This is a genomic window from Paenibacillus sp. FSL H7-0940 (assembly GCF_037979415.1).
GTDB lineage: Bacteria > Bacillota > Bacilli > Paenibacillales > Paenibacillaceae > Paenibacillus > Paenibacillus amylolyticus.
The window spans coordinates 5516807-5536293 of the sequence record NZ_CP150280.1; the positions used below are offsets into that span (position 1 = coordinate 5516807).

The window sequence follows — 19487 nt, forward strand, 5'->3', positions numbered from 1 at the left end:
TAGTACATTCTTGTCGGTTACGCGGCGTCTAACTGGATTCGGACCGGTTATAATGAGATGAGTGGCCTATGGTATTATTATCCTTATTGTCCTTTTTAGTAGTTTATCTCCATTAAAAATCAAATCAAACAACGTATATTAGCTCTGACGGTCAGCCTCTTTTTCGCGTATGTAATAAAAAATAAATATTTTAAGGGGATGTTATATTGAGGATCTCAAAGATAAAACCACTTATATTCATCTTAATATGCTTGTTTGCTTTGAATGGATGTTCAGAAGATATAGAAAACATAGAAAATAAGTTCACATTAGAGGATGTACTGAGAGCGCTCGAGTCTCAAGAACTGGATTTAGTGTCCTTTGGTATAACCGGGTATCCTTTGAAATTAAATGATGTTGTACCTGAGGTGTACTCCGTTGAGGTGCCCGTGGAAGAAGAACCATATAGCCCTGAATTTATACATTTTTATATTTTCAATTCTGAAAAGGATCGCATCAACGGGACAAAAGAATTCAATAAACACATGGAAGGCGCCCAATTTACAACATTCCCTTTTCTATATGAGAAAGGAAATGTTCTTATCGTTTACTGGAGCAAAACCAAAGATAATTCTCTGTTTGCTAAACTAATCGAAACTGCGTTAGAGCAACTGAAATGATACTAGTTCATATATTACTGGACTGAGCTCGACAGTGGGAATATCATTTTAGAACGTTAATTCCAGTCATTCGTCGTTCGTAAAAAAAGAAGACCGAGCATTTGGGCTCGGTCTTCTAACTATTATGGCTTAAATATCTAATAAATCTAGATCTTCGACGCCATCGAAGGAGAAAGTGAAATTTGAAGGGTTTTATCAAACGGCGTCATGAAATTGACCAGCACAACCTTACACTTGTCCGGCAGTTTTGCCTCACGTACCGTGGCAGCCAGATGCCCCAGCTCGCCCCCGGTGATCTCCAGCCAGTCTTCTCCGCAGGTATAGCGTAATGTACCGCCTTTCCACAAATAATGACCCTCACTCGTTTCAATTGCGTCCTCACAGGTCAGTTCACCTTCGCTTCCGAATACAAAGGACAACTGCATCATAATGTCTTCCGGTTCCTGTCCAGATAGATGCATGTTCCATCCGTTTTCCGTTGGCTGTAATTCTGCTCCTACACGGAAGGTCTGCTCATGAGTAAGCTGACGACTCTGATGAGGTAACAAGTACCATGGACTGATGGCTGATGTAGCCGATTCTGGCAGCAGGTTCGCAGGAATTGGGCCGTAATAACCTTTTTTCTGCTCACCAGTTAGTCGATACCCTTCGGACAGCCTCGTCATTTGCTGCATAGGTACATACCCTGGATTAAAGTACGAGGCCAGTTGCACAGCCAGCAGACGCACCTTGCCATGACGAAGCGCGAAGAAAGAAGGAACTTCTGTCATCACAGTCACGCTAGTAGCACCATCCCGAATTCGGGCTACCGGAGCACCAAAATCCGTATGCATCCGACTGTGAGAGATCCGTCCGTGATGCCCCACTGAGTCCATCTGCTCCAAATATTCTTCCCGTACAAAATGTTCATTCAGCATGACCTCATACTGTTCCGGTAATGCATCACGTGTATCATTCGTCTGCTGAAGCTCCGGCTCAAGCATTAATCGAATGAGCGTATTCACAGAACATACTCCCGGATCTGTCAATGTATCTCCAGCCCAGGCTGCCATACCTGCAAAGAGTGGATCACCGTCCAGCCGAGCCAAAATGGCATAAGGCAGATAATAAGGTGACAGATCATGAACACTGCCCAGATCCTGTCGCCCTGAATAATCCGTAACAATTTCACCCGTTGGATGGACCAGATACACCATCATGCGGAGATTAAGCCTCACTGGTTCCAGCAGTTCAGGACGATTGAGCAGGCGCGCAGCATGAATTAACATGATGTCGCTAACTGCGCTGTATATCCCGTTGCTCCGTTCTGTCCACTCCCCATCGGGTGTGATATCCATGCCTTCATCCATCCACTGCTCTGCGCGCTGCACAGCTTCCTCCAGATCAAATATTTTATGCAGGAAACCAAGCGCCGCGCATAGCACCCAGCGATGATTGGGCGTATGACAACCTCCTGTAAGCATGGTTGGGATTGTACGTTCCAGAAACAGCCTCATATTGTTCAATACAGGTTGAAGCGGCTCCCATTCTTGCTGCTGAAGAAGCTGATACAACTGTGAATACCCTACAACGACAAATGCAGTATCCGGAGGGGAATGGTAATTGGTCCAGCCAGGCGATATTGAACCGTCTTCATGCTGGAAACGGAGTACAAATTCCGTAGCTAACAGCAGTCGATTTAACAACGATTCATCCCGGTAATAGATAGAGTCCGGATTGGAGAGCGCAGCTCCCCAGTAACACATATCCGTGGGCGTTCCAGTCGTATGGTTAACCCAGGCAACACCTGTGAAGGGATCAACTGTCCCTCCATAGAAACGGCTTTCCGGGTCAAGCATCTGCCGGGATATGCCTCTTTCTACCGCTCTGTCATTACTGTCCACCAGTTGTTTGTACATGTGCAGTCCCCTCCATACCAATGCATTCTCCCGATGTGCGGAGTATGTTGCTTCAGTGCCTTCAATTCAGACCGGAAGCCTTCTCATACCGCCCGTAGGTGAGTTCATTTTTCTCGTCAGTATATATCATATTTCTACAAAAGTCGCCAGAAAATCTGTGCTTGTTTTACTAAATACTCATGTGTCTCCGTCACTGAGGAAACAGTCGTTGAACACAGGCTGTGAACATGCAAACTGTTCCCCACTTCACCGCGCCTACTCTGTCACTCCAAGCTTCTTCATTAGCAAGTCATGACTCTCATGAATCTCTTCTGCCTTACAGGCAGACTTCAACTCATACACCTTCACCTGTGCGCGACGAATCATCGGCAGATAGGCATCATAGAAGTTCATATCCTTACTGTGTACATACGGGCACCAGTGGTCAGAGAGACCAAGTGTCTCATGGATATGGACCCCTACGATATCATCCATCAGGCCTTGCATTTCTCCCACACTGTCATAAAGGCCCATTCGGTCCATCATGATGGCATGACCTGTATCGTACCAGATACCAACCGGAGCCCCTTTGAGAGCTGTGATGATGGTCTTGGCTTCGGAAAGGGTAGGAATCTGTTGTGGTCGGGATCTCGTCTCGATACCAAAACGAACATCCAGACCTTTAGCTGCCGCCCGATTGCATACCTCATCGAGACTGGCGATAATTTTCTCTACATACCCTGAACTGAGAGCTTCCCGCCGCTCCATCAATTCAGCCCATTTGCTGTGATACTTCGGTGAATCCGGACCTTCCTCGTTATAGATCTTTCCAAGGTCTTTGCTGATATCCTCAGGAAAAGGTACCTCTCCCGGGTGTACAACAACAGCTTCTCCCCCATAACGTTGGGCATATTCAGCCGACTCTACCAGCAGTTCGATCGCTCGCTTGCGTTTCACTTCATCTTCGAAGCCGAGCAAGATGGAATCCGTACCGTAGTCTGGATCAGGGTCATGTGGAAAGGTGTTGTGGACACTAGAAATTCCGATCTCTCCACGCTCAATCATCGGCTCAATGGTCTTGAGCATTTCCTTCGTCACATTATAGTTGAGTTCAACCCGCCGAAAGCCAAGTTCCCCGATTTCCTGAATCATGTCTTCCCCTACGGTATGTTTCCTGATGTTCCAACATGTCGAGAATGAGTATTCGCCCTTGTCTATGTGCTGCATCTGTTTTCCTTCTCCTCCCTCTGGCTAAACTTTTTACATCAGCCTTAACTCAACCTTTTACCGCGCCAAGCATCGCACCACTGACAAAATACTTTTGCAGCCACGGATAGACGAGTAGAATCGGAACGGTTGCAAAAATAACGGTTGCGGCCTTGAGACTCTCGGGAGTCAATGGCGTACGGTTAGCACCCTCCATTTGGGTAAGCTCGCTGACCATATTGTTCTGTACCATTTGGAATAACTTCAGTTGAAGCGGGTACAGCTTCGGATCATTAATATACATCAGGGAATCCTGGAACCCATTCCAGCGTCCAACCGCATAGAAAAGAGCTAATGTAGCCAGTACAGGCATGGATAGTGGCAATATAATTTTGAATAGCGTGTGTACATGGGAACTGCCGTCAATCTCAGCGGATTCTTCCAGACTTTCAGGAATACCTCTGAAGAAAGAAATCAGGATAATCAGGTTAAACGGACTGACCAGTCCTGGCAGAATCAGTGCCCACACGGAATTAAGCAAGTTCAAGTCACGAATGAGCAAGTACTCGGGAATGATTCCGCCACTGAAGAACATCGTAATGATGATGACATACATGAAGAGCTTGCGCCCTTTCAGTTTTTTCTTGGTTAACGGGTAAGCAGCTGCCAGTGTGAACACCATGCACAGCACAGTAGTAGCAATGGTCAGAACTGTCGTGTAACCCAGTGAATAGATCATCGACTGATCAGAGAACACCTGAATATACGCATCCCAATTGAATTCTTTCGGGAATATGGTCACTTCTCCTGACGTAATCGCACGGTTAGAACTGAATGAGATCGCGATCGTGTGCAGAAATGGAGCCAGGCAGAATATAACAAACAAGGTGATAAAGGAGATATTAACGATATCAAAAATCCGGTTTGAGGTGCGTTCACTCATATGCGCACAGCTCCTTTACTGATGGTCTATACAAACAAGCCGATTGGCGTCTCTTCCGTTCATCCACAACCTACAAAATACCTTCACCGGTTGCTTTCTTCGAAATATAGTTAGATCCTAGCACGAATATGAGTCCCACCACTGCTTGGAACAGTCCGACGACAGTTGCCAGCGTGTATTGTCCTGATTCAAGACCAACTCTGTATACAAAGGTACTGAGTACATCGGAATATTCACGCACGGCCGTATTACCAATGATATAAGGCCGATCAAAACCGATGCTGACCATATGTCCAAGATTAAGAATGAGCAGGGTCACAATGGTTGGTTTAATACTTGGCAATGTAATATGCCAGATTCTCTTCAGCCGCGATGCTCCATCGATCTCAGCTGCTTCAAACAATTCTTTGTTGACGCCGGTTAATGCGGCCAGATATAGAATGGTTCCCCATCCTGCACTTTGCCAGACACCTGTGAAGAGATACGTCACAAGCCATGGATTTTTTTCTGTCAAAAATGGTATCGAATTTAAGCCCATGCTCTCCAGTACACCGTTAACCATACCGGATTGATTACCGAACAATTGGTACACAATTCCCCCGATGATTACCCATGAGATAAAGTGAGGAATGTACAATATCGTTTGTGAGATTTTTTTGAACCATTTGAATCGAACTTCATAAAGCATGATTGCCAGAATAATAGGAGCTGGAAATGAAACGACCAGATCAAGAAAATTCAGCATAAAGGTGTTGCGCAATGTCGTGTAGAAGTCCCGCATTCCAAATACTTCGCGAAAAGCATCAAAACCGATCCACTCACTGCCGCTGATTCCCTGAAACAGGTTAAAGTCCTTAAAGGCGATCTGTACACCGTACATCGGTCCATAACGAAAGATTAAAAAGTAGATAATGGGCAGTGAAATCAGAGCGTATAATTGCCAATACCTCTTCAAGTATGTGGTGGTCAAGTCGGTTTCCTCCTATCAACAAGGAAACGGCTGTGCCGCCAGTTCGGCGGCACACGTTCCTTCTAGTTAAGCCGTAGTATGGGTATCTGTCTTGGATTGAAATGTGGAGCTACTTAATTTGCAGGAAGTGCCTGAACTGCTTCTTCAAGTTCTTTTTTCAGTTCAGTACCACCCAGAGACATGAAATCAGCCAATTCTTTTTCATATACCGCATCGAATTCTGCTGGCTTAGCCATCGCTGTTTTTACGATAATGACATTTAATTTGTCTTTGAGAGCTGTGCTGTACTTCATCTCTGCTTCAATCGGTTTGTCGAAAATGATTGGTCCTACCGTATCGGTGTTAGCAATATCAATGGATTGTTTCAGCATCTCCTGATTATTTTGCGGGAAGCCCATAATCCATGCCTTTTCATTCGTCGCTTGATCACCAATGTTTTTACCGTTCGAGATAATGGCTGTATCCCCTGCGTTAAACAGACGATCCTGCGCTTCCTGGGATGCATCCTCTTTCACTACCGGAATGCCGTCTACCAGATCATAGTTCTCGCCTTCCACACCACTGTAGATATCAATCAGATTGTTGTCAGATGCCATCCAGTCGAGATATTTGATCGCTTCGACAGAACGTTTGCTGCTCTTCGGAATCATAATGTACATACCATTTGTTCCGTAGCGTGACTTGATGTGTTTGTTGTCTGCATTTGGATTGGTGTATACATCAACCGGCAACACTTCACTGCCACTCACATTTTTATGCAAATTATCCAGTGTGCCATCTCCGTAGAACATGGCATCCACATCTTCAGACCAGTAACCTACGTTACCGTTTTGAATGTCTTTCCCTAACTGCGTTTTGTCTTCATCCAAACTGAAGTCTTTGCTGATCAAACCTTCGTTGTACAGTTTGTTCAGGAACTGCATCGATTCTTTGAATCCTTCATGCAGCGGCAACTCATACCGTTGACCATAGGTCAGGTCGCCACTAACTGGCTTGATGAATGAGTAGATGAGCGTTTCGAATTGAGCTGGTGCAAGAGCCATACCCATTGGGATGTTTTTGCTTCCGAGACCACCAGGATCTTTATCCTTGAACGCTTTCAAAGTTGTATATAATTCATCCGTGGTCTTCGGCGCTGGCAATCCCAGCTTATCGAGCCAATCCTGACGAATGTAAGAACTGTATCGGCCTGTGATAGCACGTTTACCCGGAACAGCAAACTGTTGTCCTTCCACTTGCCCAAACTTCAAAGTATCTTCACCCAGGAACTTCTTCAGGTTCGGACCGTGCTGATCAATCAACTCTCCAACATCAGTCAATCCACCCTGCTGGGCATACCGATAAAACACGCTTGAGTCATAAACAAAGACAATATCAGGGACATCCGTATTGCTAGCCATCAGGACGTTCAGCTTGGTAACTTCCTCAGAACGCTGAACGGGTACAAACTGTACATCAATATTGTTGGGATCACCGAACTTCTCCTGAATCATTTTAGATAGATAGTTGTTCGTAATTGTGTACGGTGAAGGACTGTTACCACGGTCGAAAATCTCCACCTTTAAAGTAACGCGCTCGCCATTGCCTGATGTTCCGCCTTCAGCTGATTCTTTTGATGCTGATGAGCATCCCGCAAGTAAAGAAACTCCCATTACCATCGTAAGCGCCAAACCCATCCATTTCTTTAGACTCCCTTTGGTTGCTTTGCTTCTCATTTTGTCATCCCCTTTGGCTTTGCGTGAATGTTTAAAGCTTGCCCAGAGTATTTCACATTTTTCCGTCATCCTGCAATAAACCTCTTTCGGAAGCGCTTACAAACGGATTATGGTTTATATGTTAAGCCCATTTTCGCAGACTGATTCTTTTCCCAAAGCCACGCTGCTCTAGGCTTTGACGGCACTCTTCACCTCGAGGATCAGAACTGCCTGTCCCAAGTCGGATAAACCATTTTCACACACTGCCTATATTCGTAAACGGGAAAAAACAGGAATATTAGCTTGCTTCCTGCGAAAACAGTTACATCGATCTCAGTATAAGAGTATTGTTCAACGAAAACAGGGTGAACCTCTGCAAGCCTCTCTCCTAAGTGGAAAGTGACTGCATGAAATTCACCCTGTGTTATCCTGATGTACAGATCTCAGAATAGGATCACTTTTGCGTTACTCTTCGGGTTCTCGATGTTCACGTTTCAAACGACGATAATCTCCTGGTGTAATACCCGTTACCCGCTTAAATACACGTCCCAGCGTAATTCCATTTGCATACCCAACCTTCAGGGCAATATCCTGCAAAGAGTAATCGGTATTGAGCAGAAGCTGCTCCGTCTCCTTCATGCGAAGCTCTGTAACAAAATCAACAAACTTCATGTTGAATTCTGTCTTGAACAAATAACTCGCATGTTTGCCCGTAATCTGGAATCGATCGCTCAGATGTTTCAATGAAAGATCAGGATTCGCAAACTGTTCTTCGATATAATTTTTCATTTCGTTGACCATGGCTTTGTAACTCTTGGTTTCCGTTACCGCTACATACGTTCTGAACAAGTCTGTCAGACCATCAAACAAAAGACTTTTCACATCCGTAAGCGTCTCCGCCTCTTCTACAGCACTCAACCATCTGTTGATGTTTTCTTCGGACAGCTCTTCCTGGAGTCCTTCCGACATCATGGCCACCTCTCGGCTGAGCATCTGTAACATGGCCTGAATCAGAGAACGAATCTCATCATCCGGCAGTTTGTTCTGTTCAAACGCTGTAAAAATCTCCTCCAACTGTTCCCGCCACTGTCCACTCGACATCCGGAACCGCTTAACAAAGTCCGCAATCATCTGCAGATAGGTATAGGTATCCAGCAAAGGATGCTGTGTTTCACCGCAGTCGGCTTGACCGACATCTCCATTCATCAACAGTTTACGTTGCATTACTGCTTCTGCGGCCGCATAGGAATCTCGTATTGTACCGATTCCCTGAGCGATAGGTCCAATGCCAAAGCTTAAGGAAATGCGTAGATTTTGTTCTACCCAAGATTTGCATTCCTCAGCTACAACACGAATCTGCCCAGACATATCCAAGTTGTTATCATTCTGTTCTTTGAACACAAAAAGGATTGCAATTCGATCCACACTAATCCATTCCGTCCAGCATTGGACTCCCGTATTACGTGACAGCTCTTGCAAAACGTTCATCAAGGCAAATTTCAGCGTATTTTGTTCACCTCTCGTGTACCTCTCCTGAAATCCCTTCTCATAACGGTTAATCTCTCCAACAACAACGACAAAACGCGACGAGTCATGCACGTCATTCAGGGGAGAGAGCTCTTTTAATTGCTCTGCTGCATTTTCCATGTGTTCACCATGCAACAGGGCATTGAACAACTTGCTGCGCTGCATAAGTACATTTTCCCTGCTTTTCTTGTCATAATCCATCATATGATTAATCAGATTCTCAAGCACACCGTCAATCATCTTCATCTCATCCGTGCGAGCACCTGAGTGTTCGAACGCCCGAATCTGATGAGACTCAATCCGGTTCATGATGATCTGAATGGGTTTATAGTTACGGCGAGTAATATACACGATATATACAATCGCACAGATGACAGTCACAATAGCAATGATTACCCATACATAAGATATGACAGATACCCAGCCAAATAAGTTGCCGGCCTTAATTCCACTGGATATTGTCCAGCCCAGTCTTTCTAGCGCTAGCCTATTCAGTTCCTGACCATCTATCGAGCCCTCTTGGTCCGAATGTGCATTATACACAACCTTACCGTCCCGATCCGTAATCGTCAGGAATGAGAGCTGACCATTAACCATACTATCTACACTCTGTTCAATGCTGCTCATCTTGATATTAATGACCAATGTGCCCTGAGAGCCAAAAGGCAAAGGCATGTCCTTGTTCACGGTTAATACGCGAATAGGGGTACGTTGAACAGAGTCCGCATCGAATTCCCGGACCGGTTGCCAGCCTGAACCGATCGACCCGGTACCCATCTGATCAATCCATGCCTTATCCGAGAAACCTTCCACTTCTCTGGAACCACTTACGGTCAGAACATGTTTATTTCGCTTGTCATATAGATAGATGGATTGAATCCATGAGGACGAATTGGATAACTCACGTAAATTCTGCGCAATTGCATACACCGTGTCCGAGCTGGTCAGGTTTGTGTTATTAAAATAGAGTTTGTATGCCTGCTGACTCTGTACCGTTTCCAGGATGGATAGTTCAATATCCCTGATTGTGCGATCCACCGTGTCTATCATATAACTGGAGGAGATTCGGTCTGCTTTCTTAGTTTCCTCTTTAGAGATGTCATTGATAAATACAAACGCGATGAAAATGAGTATGGTCACCGTAAGAAAAAAAATTGGGAAATACGAGAACAATAACCGGTAGTACCAATTACGAGACAATAGACCCCACTCCTCACTCCACGATGCCAATGTTCTCAGCCGTGGTTCTAATGTTCAGCATCCATCTCACCTTAGGGGCTGAACACTATATGATAACGCTATCATAACTGATTTTATGTTATTATAGCACAAGCCTCTGAGCAGCAAAGCAAGAATTGAATTCAAAGAGCCAAAACAAAAAAACCGTGCTGAGCAGATAACAACTCAGACACGGAACAGTTCATCTGGCAGCACACCGTTATATCTTCGATGATCTAAATGCCAGAATCCTTAAACAATGTGGCCATAGAGCCACCATCCACAATAATGCGTACGGCGCGGGCCAGCATTGGTGCAACAGGTAACACTTTGAAGCATTCAGGGTGGTCATCTGGCAGTGCGATCGAATCCGTAACGACCACCTCTTCAATGGACGGGTGATTCAATTTACTTACTGCCCCATCCGAGAACAACCCGTGTGTTGCACATACATATACATTTTTGGAGCCACGTTCCTTCAACCCTTCCACAACATTCAGAATGGTTGTTCCAGTGTCGATCAGATCCTCAATAATAATAGGTGTCCGTCCTTCTACATCACCAATGACATGGGTAATCACCGATTCATTATGGCTTGGACGTTTCTTGATCATAATGGCAAATGGAGAATCCAGACGGTTCGCCAGCTTCTCTGCCATCGATGCTCGTCCCGCATCCGGGGAGACGACAACAGGGTTCTCGATTCCTTTGCTTAACAGATAATCACTAATCAGATCCAGTGATGTCATATGGTCAACCGGAATGTTGAAGAATCCCTGAATGGCCGCTGCATGCAGGTCGATCGTTACCACTCGATTGGCGCCAGCCGTAGTTAATACATCTGCTACCATCTTGGCCGAGATCGGTTCCCGTGGAGCGGATTTACGCTCTTGACGAGCATAGCCGTAATACGGAACAATGATGTTCACAGTGCGCGCTGAAGCCCTCTTTGCGGCATCAATCATCACAAGCAACTCGACAAACAGCTCATTGATCGGATGAGACAACGACTGTACCAGAAACACATCACAATTACGGATCGTTTCTTCATAATGAACGTATATTTCTCCGCTCTTGAACCTGGACAGCTTGATCTTGCCCAGTTGTACACCCAGCTTGTCACATACCTGTTCTGCCAGCTTAGGGTTCGATGAACCGGAAAAAATACGTAACGAATGCTGCATAATGCCCTCCCGAGGGTTGAAATCCCTATATAATCCCTTATCTAAAAGCGAGTGTTCAAAAAGACCGGTTTTCAGTACCGAGAAGATGGGATAAAGCTAGAAATGGAGTAGCGGAGCGTAGGCAAAACTACGTGAGCAACGGACATTTCGGCTGAATTCCAGCTTCGATGCTGAAGATGCCATTAGGCATCCTTCGTAATCAAAGGCGGACTTTTTGAACTACCTCTAAAAGGTTATTTCCTACCCTCATTATACTCTAATGGCTTATACATTTAAAGGAATGAACGAGCGATGACGGCCTTCAAAAACAGCGACTTCCGTACAGCCCAACTCATGTAAAAGTGCTTCAGCTTCAGGCAAATAATCGCCCAGCTTCAGTGGGTCATGTGCATCAGAGCCCATGGTTAATGGAATACCCAAGCGAATGGCTTCCGTCAGCATTCTGCGACTAGGGAACATCTCGGCACAAGGCTTCGATAACCCGGAAGCATTCAGTTCCATGGCGCAGCCACTTTTGGCAATAGCCTGCAACGCTGCGTTCTCCAGTGAGATACGTTCTTCTGTTTGCTCTATTGAAGGAACAAAACCGAAGCGTTTAATGACATCCGTATGGCCCATAATATCGTACATGCCCGTGGCGGCTGCCTTGCTTACGGCATCGTAGTACTGACGATATACTTCAAGGATCTCTTTGCCCTCCCAGTGATGGGTCTGGCGGAAATCCGTAATGTCCCATTCCCCGAGGAAATGAACAGAGCCAATCACATAGTCCCATGGATAACGCTCAATGATTGCACGGATCTCTGTTTCCCAACCTTCAATATAGTCACCTTCCAGACCAACACGTACGTCAATCTGCCCACGGTAACGTTCTTTCAGGGAGAAACACTCCTCTACGTAACGCGGCAGTTCATCCATAGGCATCGCCATTTCCGGATAATATTGAGCCGGATCGACATGCAACAATGGCATGTGATCGGACAATCCAATCTGGGATAGTCCGATCTCCACACCACGCTGTACGTACTCTTCCAGTTTGCCAACGGCATGTCCACACCGCTCATGGTGTGTATGATAGTCTATACGCACGAAACTCGCCTCCTAATCGCGGCGAGGCCGTTCATGACGGCGGCTCAGCTCTGACATAATGTCGTCCAGCGGCAGCTTGCGTTCTTGTAACAGGACGAGCAGGTGATACATCAGGTCACTGACTTCCAGACGAAGCTCGTCATTATCTTTATTTTTGGCGGCGATGATTGTCTCGGACGCTTCTTCACCGATTTTTTTCAGTATTTTGTCTACACCTTTATCAAACAGATACGTTGTATATGCACCCTCAGGGCGCTCACGTTCACGCTCTGCAATAACGGATTCCAGTTCAGCCAATACCTCAAAGCGACTTTCGGAACCGGAACTTGCAGAAGCAGATGCTGCACCCTCTTCATCCGAAGCCTTGTCTGCCGATTTCTCTGGCAAACCAATGATCTCATTATGGAAACAAGTTACCGCCCCTGTATGGCAAGCCGGACCCTTCGGTTTCACCTCAACCAACAAGGTATCGCCGTCACAATCATATTTTAGGGAAGTAATCGTCTGCACGTTGCCAGATGTTGCTCCTTTATGCCACAACTCCTGACGCGAGCGTGACCAGAACCACGTCTCACCGGATTCAAGCGACAACTTCAGAGATTCGCGATTCATATAAGCCATCATTAAGACTTCCCGAGTATCCACATCCTGTACAATGGCAGGAACCAATCCGTCACTCCAACGAATGTGTTCCACAACCTGTTCCAAGGACAACTGTTCCTTGATTTCATCACTTACTTTAGTCACGGATCTCCACCCCTTGTTCTCTCAAATGTTGTTTTAACGCCGGTACGGCGATTTCTTTGTAATGGAAAATCGTTGCGGCCAGCCCTGCGTCCGCTTTGCCTGTGGTAAACACATCATAGAAATGAGATTCCTTGCCCGCACCGCCCGATGCGATGACTGGAATACGCACAGATTCGGATACCGCTGCCGTCAGCTTCAGATCAAAGCCGTCTTTTGTTCCATCCGCGTCCATACTTGTGAGAAGAATCTCCCCCGCGCCCAAGCTCTCAGCCTGTTTAACCCATTCCAGCGCCTTGATCCCGGAAGGTTTCCGTCCACCATGGGTATAGACTTCCCACTCGCCCCAAGCTTCGTTATACTTGGCATCGATCGCTACCACGATACACTGCGAGCCAAAGCGACGTGCACCATCTGCAATCAACTGCGGATTAAGTACCGCGGCTGTATTCACTGCGATTTTATCCGCTCCTGCACGGAGAATCCGCTTCATGTCCTCTACCTTGGAGATGCCACCACCTACCGTAAAGGGAATAGCGATCTCGCCCGCCGTCTGCCGCACGACTTCTTCCATCGTTTCGCGACCTTCTACCGAAGCGGAGATATCGAGAAACACCAATTCGTCCGCGCCCTCGCGGTCATATAGTGCCGCCAGCTCTACCGGATCACCCGCATCGCGGAGATTAACGAAGTTGACGCCTTTGACGACCCGGCCGTCCTTCACGTCCAGACAGGGGATGATTCTTTTTGCCAGCATGCTACCTCTTCCTCTCTATCCGAATATCCCTTACTTATTGACCGCACGTACTGCTTCAGACAGATCGATGCTTCCTGTATACAGTGCTTTACCCACAATTGCTCCACCAACACCATCATCCGCGTGGCGACTCAGACGAAGCAGATCATCCATTACACTCACACCGCCAGAAGCAATAACCGTCCGTCCGCTTGCCTTGGCAAGAGACACAATCGCTTCCACATTAGGACCCTGCATCATGCCATCACGGGAAATATCCGTAAAGATAAACGTTTCTGCCCCATACGCCGCCAATTCCTTCGCGAGTACCTCTGCCTGTACTTCCGATGTTTCAAGCCATCCGCGGGTTGCCACGTAACCATTACGAGCGTCGATGCCAATTGCCACTTTGTCGCCATAACGTCCCAGTACTTCCTCTGTAAAAGCACGATCCTCAATCGCTGCTGTTCCAATAATCAGCCTGCTAACACCCAGACCCAGCAAACGTTCTACATCCGCTACCGTACGAAGTCCGCCGCCCACCTGAACAGGTACGTTCACAGCCGAGGCAATCCGCCCGATCAGCTCATCGTTAACAGGATGACCCGCTTTCGCACCATCCAGATCCACCAGATGGACATATGTACCGCCTTGTTTCTCCCAGGATAGAGCTACTTGAACCGGGTCATCGTTATACACGGTCTCCTGATTATAATCTCCCTGCACCAGTCTTACACATTTGCCGTCCCGGATATCAATCGCCGGATATAGGATAAAAGATGACATACAAGGCCTCCTGAATATGAATTAGATTTGTACGCTTTCTATAGTTAAGAAGAGATGATGCTTTACCTTTGTACAGGTGCTCCTGTCAGAGCCAAAAAGTTACCGAGCAGCTTTATACCAAGCTCTCCACTTTTCTCCGGGTGGAATTGCATGCCGAAGTTCGATCCTCTGCCTACAATGGCTGTCACCGGATGTCCGTAATCCGTTACGGCCAGCAGATCGTCCCTGTTTTCAGTAAGCGCATGATAGGAATGGACAAAATAGACGTGACCTGCCTCAAGCCCCGTAAATAGAGGATTTTCCGCGTGCAGGAATTCCAAACGGTTCCATCCCATATGAGGAACTTTCAGCTCTCCTGGTGCGAATCGCACCACTTTACCTGGCAAAATATCCAGTCCCTCATGCTCGCCATGCTCTTCACTTGAGCTGAACAATAATTGCATGCCCAGACAGATACCGAGCAGTAGCTTGGACCCGGCAGCGGCTTCCTTCACCACCGTATCCAGTCCACTCTCCCGCAGATGAACCATCGCATCACCAAAAGCACCTACGCCTGGCAGAATGACACCATCTGCGCCAAGAATCTCTTCCCGGTCACCCGTGACCAGCGCTTCGTAGCCAAGACGTTCGACCGCTTTGCCGACGCTGTGCAGGTTACCCATACCGTAATCGACAATTGCAATCGCCATCGTCTACAGCACTCCCTTCGTGGAAGGCACACCCGTTACACGTGGATCAATCAACGTTGCTTCATCCAGTGCACGTCCCAGCGCCTTAAAGATCGCTTCAATCATGTGGTGGGTGTTCTGACCATAGTGCACAATGACATGTAACGTAATTCGAGCTTCCAGCGCCAATTTCCACAGGAATTCATGTACCAGCTCCGTGGAGAAACTGCCTACTTGTTGGGAAGGGTATTCTGCACGGTATTCAAAGTGAGGTCGGTTACTCACATCAATAATGACCTGAGCGAGTGCCTCGTCCATTGGTACAAAAACACTGGCGTAACGCTTAATTCCACGTTTGTCACCCAACGCTTCTCGCAACGTCTGTCCGAGACAGATTCCGATGTCTTCAACCGTGTGATGATCGTCAATATCAATATCTCCGCGAGCCTGCACGTTCAGGTCGAATTGTCCGTGCTTGGTGAACAGATCCAGCATATGGTTCAGGAAAGGTACATCCGTTTCAATCGTGGATTGTCCTGTTCCATCTACATTAAAGGCCAATTGAATATTGGTCTCGTTTGTTTTGCGGTCAACCTCTGCTTGGCGCACTGCACCTTTGTTTTCAAGTTCAACACCATTATTTTGCTTATCCATTGTCCGATTCCGCCTTTCCTTCCTGTTCTAACCGTACAGCGATTGCACGGGCATGCCCTTCAAGACCCTCATGGCGGGCCAACTCTATAATAGCCGCTCCGTTCTTCAGCAGCGCTTCTTTACTATAATAGATCAGACTCGATTTTTTGATAAAATCATCCACATCCACCGGTGAACTAAATCGCGCAGTTCCATTGGTCGGAATAATATGATTCGGTCCGGCAAAATAATCACCTACCGGCTCAGAGCTGTACGGGCCGAGGAAGATCGCGCCGGCATTTTCGATCCGGCCAGCGTAAGCCATCGGCTCCTGCACCATGATCTCCAGATGCTCCGGTGCAAGCCGGTTCACCACGTCGATCCCTTCATCGATGGAATCGACCACAATAATCGCGCCATACTGCTCCACGGAAGAAGCAGCGATATCCCGCCGCGGCAGCACTTCAAGCTGCCGCTGCACTTCGCCCTGCACGGCTTCCGCCAGCGTGGCCGAATTCGTGACGAGAATGGCCGATGCCATCTCGTCATGTTCCGCCTGCGACAACAGGTCGGCGGCGACGTACACTGGATTCGCCGTATCATCGGCGAGCACCACAATCTCACTCGGCCCGGCGATACTATCGATATCGACCGCACCGTACACCTCGCGCTTCGCGAGCGCCACGTAAATATTGCCCGGTCCACAGATCTTGTCGACCGGTGCAATACTCTCCGTGCCGTAAGCCAGGGCGGCGATAGCTTGAGCGCCGCCAACCCGGTACATCTCGCTCACGCCTGCTTCCGCAGCAGCAACGAGGATGTACGGGTTAATACCTTCGCCACCGTTCGTAGACGGCGGTGTCACAAGAACAATCTCCGGCACGCCTGCCACCTGTGCCGGAATCACATTCATCAGCACAGACGATGGATACGCTGCTTTGCCGCCAGGTACATAGACGCCGACCCGCTTCAGCGGTCGGATGACCTGGCCCAGCAGGCTGCCGTCCGGCTGCCAATCCATCCACGAGTTGCGTTTCTGTTTCTCATGAAACGCACGAATGTTGGCGGCGGCTTGCCGAATCGCCGTCACAAAGGATGGCTCCACGGCTGCATAAGCCGCCTGTAGCTCTTCCTGCGGCACGCGCAATTCCGCGGCCGTCAGCTTTGTGCGGTCCAGCTGCTCCGTGTAACGTAGCAGTGCCGCATCACCCTCACGGCGAATGTCGCTGACAATACGCCGGACCGTTTCATTTTGCTCCGGCGTGCCATACTCCACTTCCCGCTTCAGATCAAACTCCCGTGCAGGTACAATTTTCATACGTACAACCTCCTCATCCTCTGTAATACCTGCCTTCTTGTGGCCGATTTGCTTCTTTATTTTGTCTCTTACTCTTAATTTTGCTTCTGCTTTGTATGTTTCTCATCTATGTTTCCAACGCATTAATTTATCCCCGAAAGCTTCCCGCCGATATCTCATTCGATGCCGGTATGACCTGCTGAAGTGCATCACACAAAGCCTGAATTCGTGCATTTTTCATCCGATAACTTACCCGATTGGCGATAAGACGGCTGGTGATGTCCAGAATGCTTGTCATCTCCACCAATCCGTTCTCGCGCAGTGTCTGACCTGTCTCCACCAGATCGACAATCCGGTCTGCCAGACCAATCAGGGGCGCTAGCTCAATGGAACCATTCAGCTTGATCACCTCGACCTGTTGCCCCTGCTCCCGGAAATACTGTGAAGCAATCCTTGGATACTTCGTTGCAACACGTTGCTGGATGCCTGGCTTCCAGTCTGGAAGTCCGATCACAGACATACGGCACTGGGCGATTCCCAGATTCAACAGTTCGTACACATCCCGATCTTCCTCCAGCAGCACGTCTTTACCAACAATTCCGATATCGGCAACACCGTACTCCACATATGTTGGAACATCTACTGGCTTAGCCATAATGAATTCCATTCCAGCTTCCGGCACTTCAATGACCAATCTGCGTGTATCGTCCACGTCTTCTGGAATATCCAGCCCCGCTTCACGGAACAATTTGGAGGCTTTTTTATAGATTCGGCCCTTCGGCATGGCCACCTTCAGAATATCCGACATCTCAGCGTCCTCCTTCTTCAGATCCGTAAGTAATAACCTGCTCAGCCTGAGCAGTTCTTGCTTCAACCGATACGGCACTTGCCCCAGCCCCGTCTTCAGGAAGAAGGAGTGTCACTACATTTTGTCCCATACTGCGTAATCTTGCCGCTTCTGTTAGTGCCTCGGCCCGACGTTTCGGGGTATATTGGATAAGTACCGGTTTTTTCTCTTCAATGGTAATGCCATGAACACCATCAATAATACGGTTCGTTTTCAGTGCAAATCCTGTAGCTGGCAATGAACGACCAAACTGTTGTAACAGATTATCATACCGTCCGCCGCTACATACCGGAGATCCCAGTTCGGCTGCATACCCTTCAAAGGTCATGCCCGTATAATAGGAGAAATCACCGATCATCGTCAGATCAATCAGCACATGCTCGGATACACCGTACGCTTCCAACACTTCGAATACGGCACACAGATGTGCAATCGACTGTGCTGCTTCAGCACTTGAACTTAGCTCTACCGCATGTGTGCATACTTCCTTACCACCACGCAGACGCAGGATCGCTTCAAGCTGTTCTTTCAACTTCGGCTCCAGATTCAATGCTTCAATTGACTGGCGATAGCCGACATAATCACGTCCGAGCAGCCCTTCTTTCAATTGCTCCTGCTCAGCGGTCTGGCCTGGAATCACTTCCTCCAGTAATCCGTTCAGGAATCCCATATGGCCCATCGCTATTTTAAAAGAAGACACACCCGCTGCCTGCAAAGAGGCAATCGCAAGCGCAACAACTTCTGCATCCGCCTCAGGTGAGTCGTCTCCAACCAACTCCACGCCCGTCTGAAAGAATTCAGCCTCACGCCCAGCTTCCTCTTCAATAGAACGGAATACGTTCGCATGATAGGACAGACGCAGTGGCAACTGCTCATCTTTGAGCATGGATGAAACTACGCGTGCAATCGGAGCCGTTAGATCCGATCTGAGTACCAGTGTGGTTCCCCTGCTGTTTAGCAATTTAAATAATTTACGATCTGATGTAGAGCTTGCCACACCTACCGTGTCGTAATATTCAATCGTTGGTGTGATGATCTGACGGTAACCCCAGCGTTCCATACATTCCAGTACATTGCGTTCAATCGTCCGCAGCTTGGATACTACATGTGGTGTATAATCGCGGAATCCGGTCGGTTTTTCAAAACCTTTTGGTTTGGACATTGGTAATATTCACCCCGAGTCAGTAATTTAAGAGTTTCACTCGTTCTATTTCAACAGGATTTATGTAGTGTAAATCCCCATTCTATCTTATAAACCTGAATCACAGTATTGCTGCAAAAGCCTTCAACTATTGGTTTAGTTCAATCTTTATCATGCTTCATTTCTCCAAGAATACTTTCACATGGTAAAGTGCTAACAAACTAAAGGATATGGGATATGATAACATGAAATCCGTACTACCGTCAAC

The 19487-nt window shown here is 47.5% G+C and carries 17 protein-coding genes; 1 reads left to right on the top strand and 16 read right to left on the bottom strand.

Features of this window, described 5'->3' with window-relative positions; genetic code table 11:
* Nucleotides 1-206 precede the first annotated feature (206 nt).
* Complete coding sequence (locus MHB71_RS24335; protein WP_340027927.1) at nt 207-659, top strand: hypothetical protein; 453 nt, start codon at nt 207-209, stop codon at nt 657-659.
* A gap of 146 nt (nt 660-805) precedes the next feature.
* On the opposite strand, the gene MHB71_RS24340 is transcribed toward MHB71_RS24335, so the two are convergent.
* The 16 genes from MHB71_RS24340 to MHB71_RS24415 form a co-directional block, all read right to left on the bottom strand.
* Nucleotides 806-2557: a hypothetical protein gene (locus MHB71_RS24340; protein ID WP_340027928.1), complete on the bottom strand. Its 1752-nt coding sequence runs from the start codon at nt 2555-2557 to the stop codon at nt 806-808.
* 255 nt (nt 2558-2812) lie between these two features.
* Nucleotides 2813-3763, bottom strand: a complete 951-nt coding sequence (locus tag MHB71_RS24345; RefSeq protein WP_340027929.1) for a TIM barrel protein — start codon at nt 3761-3763, stop codon at nt 2813-2815.
* A 49-nt stretch (nt 3764-3812) separates the two neighbouring features.
* Complete coding sequence (locus MHB71_RS24350; RefSeq protein WP_036616194.1) at nt 3813-4685, bottom strand: carbohydrate ABC transporter permease; 873 nt, start codon at nt 4683-4685, stop codon at nt 3813-3815.
* Between the two features lie 70 nt (nt 4686-4755).
* Nucleotides 4756-5655: an ABC transporter permease subunit gene (locus tag MHB71_RS24355; protein WP_036616191.1), complete on the bottom strand. Its 900-nt coding sequence runs from the start codon at nt 5653-5655 to the stop codon at nt 4756-4758.
* A 113-nt stretch (nt 5656-5768) separates the two neighbouring features.
* Entirely contained in the window at nt 5769-7370 is a 1602-nt protein-coding gene (locus MHB71_RS24360; RefSeq protein ID WP_340027930.1) for an extracellular solute-binding protein, read from the bottom strand.
* Nucleotides 7371-7814: 444 nt separating this feature from the next.
* Nucleotides 7815-10076 carry a helix-turn-helix domain-containing protein gene (locus MHB71_RS24365; RefSeq protein WP_340027931.1) on the bottom strand — a complete coding sequence of 754 codons (2262 nt, stop codon included), beginning with the start codon at nt 10074-10076 and terminating at the stop codon, nt 7815-7817.
* 254 nt (nt 10077-10330) lie between these two features.
* Nucleotides 10331-11278 (bottom strand): ribose-phosphate pyrophosphokinase, encoded by a 948-nt coding sequence (locus MHB71_RS24370; RefSeq protein WP_036616184.1) that lies wholly within the window; start codon nt 11276-11278, stop codon nt 10331-10333.
* Between the two features lie 264 nt (nt 11279-11542).
* A complete protein-coding gene (gene hisJ, locus MHB71_RS24375; RefSeq protein ID WP_340027932.1) occupies nt 11543-12367 on the bottom strand; it encodes a histidinol-phosphatase HisJ in 825 nt (274 codons plus the stop codon).
* Between the two features lie 12 nt (nt 12368-12379).
* Nucleotides 12380-13114, bottom strand: a complete 735-nt coding sequence (hisIE, locus tag MHB71_RS24380; RefSeq protein WP_340027933.1) for a bifunctional phosphoribosyl-AMP cyclohydrolase/phosphoribosyl-ATP diphosphatase HisIE — start codon at nt 13112-13114, stop codon at nt 12380-12382.
* Nucleotides 13107-13868 (bottom strand): imidazole glycerol phosphate synthase subunit HisF, encoded by a 762-nt coding sequence (gene hisF, locus MHB71_RS24385; protein ID WP_017691268.1) that lies wholly within the window; start codon nt 13866-13868, stop codon nt 13107-13109. Before hisF ends, hisIE begins: the two co-directional genes overlap by 8 nt.
* Nucleotides 13869-13898: 30 nt before the next feature.
* Nucleotides 13899-14633: a 1-(5-phosphoribosyl)-5-[(5-phosphoribosylamino)methylideneamino]imidazole-4-carboxamide isomerase gene (hisA, locus tag MHB71_RS24390; RefSeq protein ID WP_047841450.1), complete on the bottom strand. Its 735-nt coding sequence runs from the start codon at nt 14631-14633 to the stop codon at nt 13899-13901.
* Nucleotides 14634-14695: 62 nt separating this feature from the next.
* On the bottom strand, nt 14696-15322 hold the full coding sequence (hisH, locus tag MHB71_RS24395; protein WP_340027934.1) for an imidazole glycerol phosphate synthase subunit HisH: 627 nt from the start codon (nt 15320-15322) through the stop codon (nt 14696-14698).
* A gap of 3 nt (nt 15323-15325) precedes the next feature.
* Nucleotides 15326-15955: an imidazoleglycerol-phosphate dehydratase HisB gene (gene hisB / locus MHB71_RS24400; protein WP_278297403.1), complete on the bottom strand. Its 630-nt coding sequence runs from the start codon at nt 15953-15955 to the stop codon at nt 15326-15328.
* Nucleotides 15948-17252, bottom strand: a complete 1305-nt coding sequence (gene hisD, locus MHB71_RS24405) for a histidinol dehydrogenase (RefSeq protein WP_340027935.1) — start codon at nt 17250-17252, stop codon at nt 15948-15950. Before hisD ends, hisB begins: the two co-directional genes overlap by 8 nt.
* 127 nt (nt 17253-17379) lie before the next feature.
* The gene (hisG, locus tag MHB71_RS24410; RefSeq protein ID WP_036616167.1) at nt 17380-18039 is read right to left on the bottom strand and encodes an ATP phosphoribosyltransferase; all 660 of its coding nucleotides are present in this window, start codon (nt 18037-18039) and stop codon (nt 17380-17382) included.
* A 1-nt stretch (nt 18040) separates the two neighbouring features.
* Nucleotides 18041-19240 carry an ATP phosphoribosyltransferase regulatory subunit gene (locus MHB71_RS24415; RefSeq protein ID WP_076254314.1) on the bottom strand — a complete coding sequence of 400 codons (1200 nt, stop codon included), beginning with the start codon at nt 19238-19240 and terminating at the stop codon, nt 18041-18043.
* Nucleotides 19241-19487: the final 247 nt, after the last annotated feature.